This window comes from Companilactobacillus crustorum JCM 15951 (assembly GCF_001434585.1).
GTDB lineage: Bacteria > Bacillota > Bacilli > Lactobacillales > Lactobacillaceae > Companilactobacillus > Companilactobacillus crustorum.
Genome location: NZ_AZDB01000007.1, coordinates 71372 through 81641 on the forward strand (window position 1 = coordinate 71372; position 10270 = coordinate 81641).

Genomic DNA, 10270 nt, shown 5'->3' on the forward strand with positions numbered 1-10270 from the left:
TTATTTATTTTGATCGTCTGTAGAAATAATCCCCTTTTGAAAATTAATGAAACGACCACTGTTGCGACTGAAAGTTAACGTATAATAGAAACTATCTTCCTTGCTTAACTGTTTTAAATATATCCTTGTGTAGCGGGGTACATCTGAAATTTGATAGCCAACAATACTAGAATTGCTGACACGAGAGTTTGAATTTCTGGCTAGGAAGAAAAGTCCCGAATTGCTTTTATCGGGATTCAACCCTAGATTGATAGAAATTTGATTGAAATTACCTGGTTCATTAGCGTTAGTGGCTGTTAGATTAGAATTAATAATGGCTGTTTTTAAACGTTGGAGAAAAGCTTGAGCTTGATCTGTTCCAGATTTACCTAAAGCAATATTATCAAGAACATATTGTGGTGGATATTTGTTAGATTTAGAATTTAGATATTTAGCCGAAATTATTGAATCGCCTTTGTGGTATAAGCGATACCGATAGCTGACAATTGTTTTGGTATCATCATAACGGTTGCAACTGACAGTAATGTATTTACCGTGAAGATCCTTGCCGAAATTTAGGAGTGTCATTTTGAAAATATAGCGATGTGACTGTTTGTTAACCTTTTTTAATAAATCTTTTTCCTGTTGATTGGATAAAAATGATAATTCTTTGGTATTATCATAATCATCATTGATTGTGCTGACAAGATTGATAGCTTGTTGCTTGGCCTTGGTCATATCGCCATTATTTAAACTGATGGCTTTAGGAGCAATATCTTCATCGATATTCTTGGGATTAACAATTAAGGAAAAAGGAATGGTCATTTGAGCGATACCATTGATGGTTCTATCCTTTATTTTCCCCAGATTGAGGGCATATGAAGTGACAATCATTATTAAGAGGACAAAAATTATTATCCATTTAATATATTTTTTGTTTAATTTTTTCAAAATTTCCACCCTTTATTTACATGATAATTTACTATATATAATATACAAGATGAACTAGAATTTTGGGGAAAATAATGAAAGATAAGAAAGATTTAAAGAGTAAGACTAAATCAGAACATTATTTACTATTAGGTGCCGGCGTTGTTGGTGTTATTACAGCCATCATCTTTTTTATTATGTTTTCGCTAGGAATCGTCAATGCGGTCGTAACTTCCAAAATCTCTAGTCAGTATCAGGATAAGGAATTGGAAGTTTTAAAAACTAATTTGGATTATAATTCTTTGAATTTTATTGGCAAGCTAATCAAGGTTAGCGATGGACATATTGTTACTGCTAGCAATGTAAAAAAATATCAGCAACTGGAAGATTATGTTCAAGCTCGTAAAAATCGTACTAAAGAGGTAGCTGATCTTTATGATGGTAAAAATAATTATCGTGATGATGTTAACAGCGATAAGATCAATGATTTAGATAAAACCCTCTTAAAGGAAAAGAACCAGGATATTTATCAAAAACAACGCAATCAGTTAGATACAATTTAAATTTGGTATGAACAAACGCAAGACGCTGATAAGTATTTAAGTAAGACATGGAATAAATATCTTGCCGACAATAGTAGTCTTAGTTTCAAAAAGATTTCAATGGTAAATACATATTATAAATTAATAAAAAATAAGACGGTGAAAAAGCGTTGGACCGAAGCTGTTACGAAAATGGATGATTACTTCTCCAATCATCAAGGCGAAAGTTCACGAGTAGCAGCAGTTAAAGCTGAGTTGGAAGCCTTGAAAAACTCACCTTTAACTGAAAAGTATACTCCCGCCAACGTAGATATTGTTTCAAGTCTCAACTCTTCTAGCGGGGCATCAGATGCTTTGAGCCAAGCCGGAATTACAAGCAAGAACGTGCTTTATTATAATTCAAGCAAGAATACTTTGGCCTTGATGACTAGAGTTAGTGGCAAATATGTTGCTGAGAATGGTTCAATTAATGTCATCAGTTCACAAGTTAGTTCAGGGAAATATACAATTAAGAAATTAGTTGATGCTGGTAGTTCGGATGCAATTATTACTGATAGCAGCAACAGTAATTTTGGACAATACGTTTCAAATGCAACTGATAGTACTTTGAGTTCGTTGAACGTTACTTCTCCGGAAAATAGTACGTCTGACTTTAATTCAGCAACACCAGTTTTCTGGTTTAAAAACAATTCTGCTTTAACCAGTTCAATTTATTTCAGTGATAGTTCGTCAACTATTGGCTTTATCTATGCTGGAGGATCAAGTTATAACAATGGTATGCAAATTAGTTCATCAGACTTGTCTAATTTGATGTCACAAATCTCTTCTGGAATAACATTCTATGTTAATTAGGGGCTAATTATGCGTAAGAAAAAAATGGAACACAGATTAATTAAAAAACGAAGAAAATGGCCGTGGGTACTGTTAACTCTAGTACTACTAATTCTATTAAGTATTAGTGCTTTTTGGTGGAAGTATGGCTATGAGATAAAAAATACAATTGCTGATGGATATTCTTACAGTCAAGTTTTAAAGAAATCTGACTTTCATCCCAAAAATTCGACCGTTATATATGATCGTAACGGTAAAGTTATTAAGAAATTGGCTCAGTCCAGCTCTAATTACACACCTATTAGCAAGATAAACCCTGATATTCGTAAGGGACTAGTTGCCGTTGAAGATCAACGTTTTTATATTCATCACGGTGTCGATCCTTATGGTATCCTGCGTTCGACCGTTTCGACAGTGTTACATCGTCGAACTGAAGGTGGATCGACCTTGACGCAACAATTGGTTAAAAATGTTGTTTTACAAGATCAATCTCAGAACTTAAATCGAAAACTCAAAGAAATGGTTATTGCCCAACAGTTGGAGAAAAAATTTACTAAGCAACAAATTTTAGAGTTTTATATTAATGATGTCTATATGGGCCACGGATCATATGGGTTTAGTGCAGCATCTGATTACTACTTTTCACAGAAACAAAGCAATTTATCAATTGATAAATTAGCTGTGCTAGTTGGAATACCTAGTAACCCAGTTTATTATGATCCTGTTCAATACCCGGAGCGGACTGTAAAACGCCGCAACATGATTTTATATATCTTTTATCAACGTGGCTTGATTTCTAAAAAGACCTATCAGACAGCTCGGAAACGTCCACTAGGATTAAAAGTCAATCAACGTAAGTATGATAATGACGTTTCTAATAATTATGCTTTGAATTATGCCGTTTATAATGCAACTGAAGAGTTGATGAAGTCATCTGGCTTTACGATGCGATATGACTTCAAAGATAAAGCAGACAAGAATGCATATGATGCTAGCTATAATCAAGAATATGCACGAGTTAAAGGTGAACTGATGGATGGTGGCTATAAGATTCAAACCACTATTGATATGGATATTCAAAAAAAAATCGAAAGTCTCGTCAATGAAACTTATAAATCTTATACAGGTCGAGATGCCAAGGGTAATTTAGAGCCTCAAGTAGCTAGTACAGTTATAGACAATAAAACCGGCGACGTTATAGCGATAGTTGGTGGGCGAACAACTGAAAACGATCAAAATAATCGAGCGATAAATGGATATCGTCAACCTGGTTCAACTGCTAAGCCTATTATTGCTTATGCACCAGCATTTGAACGGGGATATTTGCCTCAGAGTACGGTAATTGACTCAGCAGTCGGAAATCCGGTTATTCACAACTGGTACAGCGGATATACAGGTAGTACTACAGTTAGACACGCTCTAGAGAATTCTATTAATACGGTAGCTTATAAACTAGCTACTTCTGATACAAAAGCAAGTTATTATGATGATCTTGTTAAAATGGAATTTGCTAATTTGGATCCTGCTCAAAAAGCTGATCCAAGATTGGCTATTGGATCATTCACTTACGGAACAACTACGACTGAGATGGCTTCAGCCTACAGTTCATTCTCTCGCGGCGGTCAATTCGTTCATCCAAGTAATTTAACAAGTATTTATGATAGTAGTAACAGCCGGTATATTTATCAAAATACACATATGAAAAAATCAGTTTATACGAAGAATGCCAGTTATATGATGATCAATACTATGCAATCAGTTATTACAGATGGCCTGGGTAAAACGGCAGCTTTAGATAATTACAAATATACAGCTGGTAAAACCGGTACGACTGATAATACCAAGGATGCTTATTTTGTAGGAATGACGCCTAACTTTACAATAGCTAACTGGACTGGTAACGATCAGCCCTCTAGTTTGACAGATACGGAGCAGTCATTGCCAATGCAAACATTCAAAGCTGAAGGTGAGTATCTGGTTGATCAAATGAAGGAAAAGAATAAAGATTTTAAGAAACCAAGTACAGTAACAGTCAATGGTAGTAATTTATCTGTTAATACAAGTAGTGAAAAGCCAAGTATTCAAGATGTTATTGATACTAATTTTTCCAAATATAATACAGCTCAAGAAAATAAAAATACTCAGCGTCTTTATAATCTCGATTACCGAATTATCTATCATTTAACTAAGAAAGAAGAGTTTAAGCGAGAAGATAAAGTACAAAAGGCGATAGATAAATATAATGAGTCTCAGATTACTAAAGAGTCTCAATATAATAAGAAATTAAGTGAGCTTCAGAAGATTCGTTATTTGAATGCTAATGTTAAACGTCAAAGTGCCAAAGTTAAATTTAATAAACAAATATTAGAAATGCAAAAAGATCTTAATATGAGTCAGGCCATGTTCCAAGCCGCCAAAGATAATAAGAAGGTGGCGCAATATGAGTCTGAAAGGGAATCTATTGAATCCCAGAGAGCTCAAAAACGACAAGCAATGGTTGATAAGTTAATGCCACAATATAATTCGCAATTGCAGAAAGTAAAGAGCGCTTATAAGAATAATGATTCCGATAAAGAGGATCAAAAGCAAAAATTAGTCGATATTATGAATGAGATTAGAAGCTATGGTGGGACTGTGCCAGATGTAAAAATTGATGCTAATGGTAATTCAAGTAGCTCTTCTAGTTCCAGTTCATCAAGTTCCAGCTCTTCGAATACTAGTTCAACATCGTCTTCTGATGATGATTAATTTAATAAAAATACGGGTGTTTGGTTAAAATATAAGGATGCCGTCTTCCACAAAAATCACAATTTGGCTGGAACGCTGTAGACACGACTTGGAGCCCTGCGGTCTTCAAGCTCGGTCTTGTACTAAGTGGGAAACCCACTAAGTACAATTTTACAGCTGAGCCAATTGTGATTTTTGCTCCGGACTAGATTAACGGTGGAATTTTATTAATATTAAAAAAAGCTCAAATGACTATTTATATTAAGTCATTTGAGCTTTTTTTATATTTTGAAGTTGATGTAAATGAATTACCCTTATTGAAAATTTAAAAATCAAATCATTCAATAATTATTTAGTCTGCAACGGAGCTAGGATGGTCTCAGTGGTGAAATTTTTCTTAATGTGGAACACATTTAGAAAAAGCTGGAGCTTGAAGACTGAAGGAATCGCCAAGAGGCTTCAAGTCCGGCCACCACGTTCCAGACCATTCCTAGCGTAGTGGAAGACGGCAATGTTTTAACCAAACATCTGTATTTTTTGAATTACTTATCGTGCAGAGAATAAATAATCTAAATTTCGTCTGTATTAGTACGTTTGGCAATAGCTGGTAAAATCAATCCTAAAGCAATTAATGCTAATGGGGTAATGATATTAAGCGCTAATTGGAACCACCATGATGATGGATCTTGAGCCATATTCATCTTTGGTACCATACCTAAGATACATGCAAAGGCAGTTAATAGAAAAGCCCAAAGACCGAAACCAATGCCGACATATCTGTTTTTAACAAACATATAATCGGATTTATATTTATCGAGTTGTTTAGTTAGCATCATATATGCTAGGAATACCCAGAGGTAACGCATTGGCATAACGATGGAATTAAGATTCAATAACCAATTATAAAGATCATTCATTCCATTGATACCAAGTGCTGGAACGATAATTAAAATAGAAACAAGAACAGCAGTCATTTTGTAACCATTGATAGCAATACCACGTTTGTTTTTCTTCAACAAAGCTTTAGGGATGTATTTTTTATCTGCATCGCCTAAAAGCATACGTAAAGGTGCATCGATAGAAATAGCTAATGCAGCGGCAGAAGCTATTGTATTAGTAATTGCAAACGCCCAAACGAATAGGTTCCCAACATGGAAACTATTGCCTAAGAATTGGAATGCTTGGTAAGCACCATTAGCCATCAAATCGGCTGGAATATGATTTGAATTAACAATCATACCAATGGCAAATGAACCTAGAATTGCTGAAACAGCAACCATAACAGCCAAAATGATCATGCCTAGTGGAAATTCCTTAGATGCATTCTTTGTCTTATTAACATATGGCGAGATTTTTTCCGAACCACCAACAGCGAAAACTAACATTGAAATCGTAGTAAAGTATTGGAAGTCAAATTTAGGAATGTATGTATGAATATCGCCCATATTTGGTGTAGCGATTTGAACATGAGTGATAAATGGAGCACTGACACCTAAAATAATGAAAAGCATCGACATAGTAAACATTGCGATACCAGCAATACTACCCAAATTATTCAAAGTAGTTGTACCTTTGCTGGCTAGCCAAACGAAGGCTAAGAAAATAAGTAAGCTGGCACCCTGAACGACAAGAGGCGAAGCTGTTTTAATGAAAGAACCATTCCCCTTGAACAACCAGCTTAAACTAACCATGATGATTTGTGGCTTTTGAGCAAGATAAGGAACATGAACAACCCAATAAGTCCAAGCAGCAAAGTAAGCTAGCTTATTATTGGAAAGAGCTTTGACCCAAGAACTAACTCCCCCACCTGCTTCTTGAAAGGCTGATCCTAATTGTCCCACCATTAAAGTGTATGGAACAAAGTATAAGATCATGATTAAAATCCATGATGTTACAACAGCAAGACCTTGGTTGGCAAAGTTGTTGATAACATTATTAAGACCCCAAACAGTGGCAAAGCCTAGAAGAGCAATGTTCCACCATCTAAACGTCTTAGCATTATTATTTACATCTGACATTTTTAAATCCTCCTACGAAGGTGATTATACAGGAAATATACAATTAAAACTTCTAAATAATGAGATAGTTTTTTTTATATGTTTGACATTATATTTTAGTAAATTTTTTTCAATAAAATTGACAGATTATGTCAGAAATTTATAATTTAGAAATACGGCTATTAAAAAAGAAAATTTTTAATCCTGGTAATTAAGCTGTATAATTGCAATCTATCTACTATAATAGTTTATTGAGAAACTGTTTATTGTAGATAGCAAATTAATCGGAGTTTATTTATGGATAATAATAATAGAAACAATATGTCCAGAGAGCATAGGCAAAGAACTCGAAACAATGCCTTAGCTTCTGAAAATAATGGAAAGATTAAGCGTCCATTTTTAAAGATCATCGGATTAGTATTTTTGGTGATGATTTTTGTTATGGGAGCTTATGGTTTTAGATTATATGCTCAAGCCCAGAATTCTTTAGGCAAGACTTATAAAGCTTTAGATGGCAAAACGGTCTCAACAAGAATCAGTGACAAGAAGCCAGTTTCAATATTATTATTAGGTGTTGATACAACTGATAATGGTGTCAGAGATACTGAAACAGATTATCATGGTAATTCAGATACAATGATTGTCGTAACGGTCAATCCTAAAACCAACAAAACTACTATGATGTCTGTACCAAGAGATTCCATGGCTCAAATTTGGAAGAGTAGTACTAAGAATACAAAGAAAATCCAAAAAATTAATTCAGCTTATAATATCGGTAACGAAGAGGCCGCAGTGGCAACTACCGAGAAATTTTTAAACATACCAATTCAATATTATGTTAAGGTTGACTTTAATTCTTTGAAACAAATTGTTAACGCAGTTGGTGGAGTTGATGTTAAGGTACCATTTAGCTTTTCTTACGGTGATACCGGTGAAAAAGAATCACACTTTACCAAGGGTAAGATGCATTTAAACGGGAAACAAGCGCTTGATTACTCAAGAATGCGTTATGAAGATCCGCAAGGCGACTATGGACGTCAATTGAGACAGCGTCAAATCATAACTGCTATTATTAAGAGTGCTGCCAGTGCCAAAACATTTACGCACTATCAAAAGGTGCTAGATAGTATTTCTAGTTCGATGACAACCAACTTAAGTTTTAACGATATGCAATCGATGTTCCTTAATTATCGTGGTGCTTCTAAAGATATTGGTTCTGACCATGTTCAAGGCTACGGTTCAATGATAGATGGCTCATCGTATGAAGTTATTCCAACTAAAGAGTTGCAACGAGCATCTAATAAGCTTAGAAAGCAATTAGGATTATCAGAAGAAGAGTTAGATAATGAAGAAACAAGATTAAATACATTGAATGAAGACAGAGGTTTCTCATTTAAGAGTGAAGACCAAAACCAAAACTATACAATCTTTACAAGAGACCAAACGTCTGAATAAGAATTTGATAAAGACTGAGACAATAGTTTCAGTCTTTTCTTATGTATAAAGGGAGATAAATATGAGTGTTTTAGAAGTACATGATCTGACACAACAATTTTTAGATAAGAAATTGTATGATTCAGCGGATCTACAGGTTAATAAAGAAGATCATTTAGGAATAATTGGTCAAAATGGTGTTGGTAAGTCGACCTTCATTAAAATTTTGACTGGTCAAATTGAACCTGACGAAGGAAAAATTACTTGGAAGAAACATTTAACAATTGGTTACTTGGATCAACAAGCTAAATTAGCACCAGGGATGTCGATTTATGAGTATTTAAAAACAGCTTTTTCAAAATTATATGAAACAAGCGATAAGTTAAACGAGATTTACATGAATAATCCGACAGATGAGGATCTTGAAAAGGCTGGAAAGCTTCAAGAAATCTTGGATGCCAACGATTTTTATGAATTAGATACTAAGATTCAACAAGTTGCCACTGGTTTGGGACTAGATGCAATTGGATATGACCATGACGTTTCCAAACTTAGTGGAGGTCAACGTTCAAAGATTATTTTGGCTAAAATTTTACTAGAGCAACCAGATATGATCCTCTTAGATGAGCCTACTAATTACCTAGATACTAATCACATCGATTGGCTAGCTGATTACCTAAATGATTTTAGGGGTGCCTTTATTGTAATTTCCCATGATTATAATTTTTTGGACCGTATTATTAACTGTGTGGCTGATTTTGAGTTTGGTAAAATCACTAAGTATACAGGTTCTTTGAAGCAAGCATTAAAACAAAAGGCTGCTAATAAAGAGACTTATATGAAGGCTTATGTTAAACAACAGGAACAAATTTCTAAAACTAAGGCCTATATTAGAAAGTTTAAGGCCGGTTCTCGTTCTAAGAGTGCTAAGAGTAGAGAAAAGCAATTAGCTCACATGGATGTTCTAACACCTCCAGGGAATAAGACTGCTGCAAGCTTTGGCTTTCCATATGTAGAAGTACCAAGTTCACGAATGCTATTAGAAGTTAACGACCTAAAAGTAGGATATGAAGGCAAAGCTCTATTTGATAAGGCTTTGAATTTCTCTATAGTTAGTGGAGAAAAGATGGTCATTAAAGGGTTCAATGGTATTGGTAAATCTACCTTGATCAAGACGCTCCTAGGCATAATTAAACCTATTGAGGGTAATTTTGACTTCTCAGAGACAGTTAAGATTGGTTACTTTAAGCAGGATCTGATTTGGAAGAATAACCTCGAGAGTCCTTTCCAATACATCAGTGATGAGCACCCTGATAAAGATGGCAAGGAAGTCAGACGTGTTTTAGCTAGAACAGGATTAACTAATCAACAGATCATGTCCTCTCTAAGATCTCTGTCCGGTGGGGAGCAAACTAAAGTTAAAATTGCTGATTTGATGTTTGATAATACAAACTTCCTATTTATGGATGAGCCTACTAATCATTTAGACGATGAGAGTAAAGCTGCATTGCGTAAAGGGCTAAAAAACTATGATGGATCAATGATTCTAGTTACCCATGAGGAAGATTTTTATAGTAGTGACTGGATTGATAAGGTCCTAGATATTGAAAAGATCAAAGAAAATTGATTATTTTCAAAAAAATATGAAAAAGTACTTGCATTGGTTTACCATAAACGGTAAGATATTACCTGTTGTCACGAGAGATCAACAGCATCAACGGATTAGCAATGATATTGCTAATATGTTGAATTAATTAATTAAAATAAGTTCTTGACAAAACGTTTTGAACTTGTTATGATTATTAAGTTGTCTCGTGAGACAACACCTAA

Annotated in this window: 7 protein-coding genes; 5 read left to right on the forward strand and 2 right to left on the reverse strand. The window is 34.5% G+C overall.

Annotated elements, in window-relative coordinates:
- Positions 1-930 (reverse strand): hypothetical protein, encoded by a 930-nt coding sequence (locus FD26_RS03485; RefSeq protein ID WP_057867053.1) that lies wholly within the window; start codon positions 928-930, stop codon positions 1-3.
- Between the two features lie 74 nt (positions 931-1004).
- On the opposite strand from FD26_RS03485, the gene FD26_RS11260 reads away from it, so the two are divergent.
- The 3 genes from FD26_RS11260 (at position 1005) to FD26_RS03495 (ending at position 5030) form a co-directional block, all read left to right on the forward strand.
- The gene (locus tag FD26_RS11260) at positions 1005-1472 is read left to right on the forward strand and encodes a hypothetical protein (RefSeq protein ID WP_235525279.1); all 468 of its coding nucleotides are present in this window, start codon (positions 1005-1007) and stop codon (positions 1470-1472) included.
- 138 nt (positions 1473-1610) lie between these two features.
- The gene (locus FD26_RS11265) at positions 1611-2303 is read left to right on the forward strand and encodes a hypothetical protein (protein WP_235526712.1); all 693 of its coding nucleotides are present in this window, start codon (positions 1611-1613) and stop codon (positions 2301-2303) included.
- Positions 2304-2312: 9 nt separating this feature from the next.
- Entirely contained in the window at positions 2313-5030 is a 2718-nt protein-coding gene (locus tag FD26_RS03495) for a transglycosylase domain-containing protein (protein WP_057867054.1), read from the forward strand.
- A gap of 548 nt (positions 5031-5578) precedes the next feature.
- Here FD26_RS03495 and FD26_RS03500 read toward each other — a convergent pair.
- On the reverse strand, positions 5579-7027 hold the full coding sequence (locus FD26_RS03500) for an amino acid permease (protein WP_057867055.1): 1449 nt from the start codon (positions 7025-7027) through the stop codon (positions 5579-5581).
- 276 nt (positions 7028-7303) lie between these two features.
- On the opposite strand from FD26_RS03500, the gene FD26_RS03505 reads away from it, so the two are divergent.
- Positions 7304-8461, forward strand: a complete 1158-nt coding sequence (locus FD26_RS03505; protein ID WP_057867056.1) for an LCP family glycopolymer transferase — start codon at positions 7304-7306, stop codon at positions 8459-8461.
- A gap of 61 nt (positions 8462-8522) precedes the next feature.
- Positions 8523-10067: an ABC-F family ATP-binding cassette domain-containing protein gene (locus FD26_RS03510; protein ID WP_057867057.1), complete on the forward strand. Its 1545-nt coding sequence runs from the start codon at positions 8523-8525 to the stop codon at positions 10065-10067.
- Positions 10068-10270: the final 203 nt, after the last annotated feature.

Coding starts and splice junctions, on each gene's coding strand:
- FD26_RS11260 (WP_235525279.1), top strand. CDS start 1,005: ATGAAAGATAAGAAAGATTTAAAGAGTAAGACTAAATCAGAACATTAT.
- FD26_RS03495 (WP_057867054.1), top strand. CDS start 2,313: ATGCGTAAGAAAAAAATGGAACACAGATTAATTAAAAAACGAAGAAAA.
- FD26_RS03500 (WP_057867055.1), bottom strand. CDS start 7,027: ATGTCAGATGTAAATAATAATGCTAAGACGTTTAGATGGTGGAACATT.
- FD26_RS03505 (WP_057867056.1), top strand. CDS start 7,304: ATGGATAATAATAATAGAAACAATATGTCCAGAGAGCATAGGCAAAGA.
- FD26_RS03510 (WP_057867057.1), top strand. CDS start 8,523: ATGAGTGTTTTAGAAGTACATGATCTGACACAACAATTTTTAGATAAG.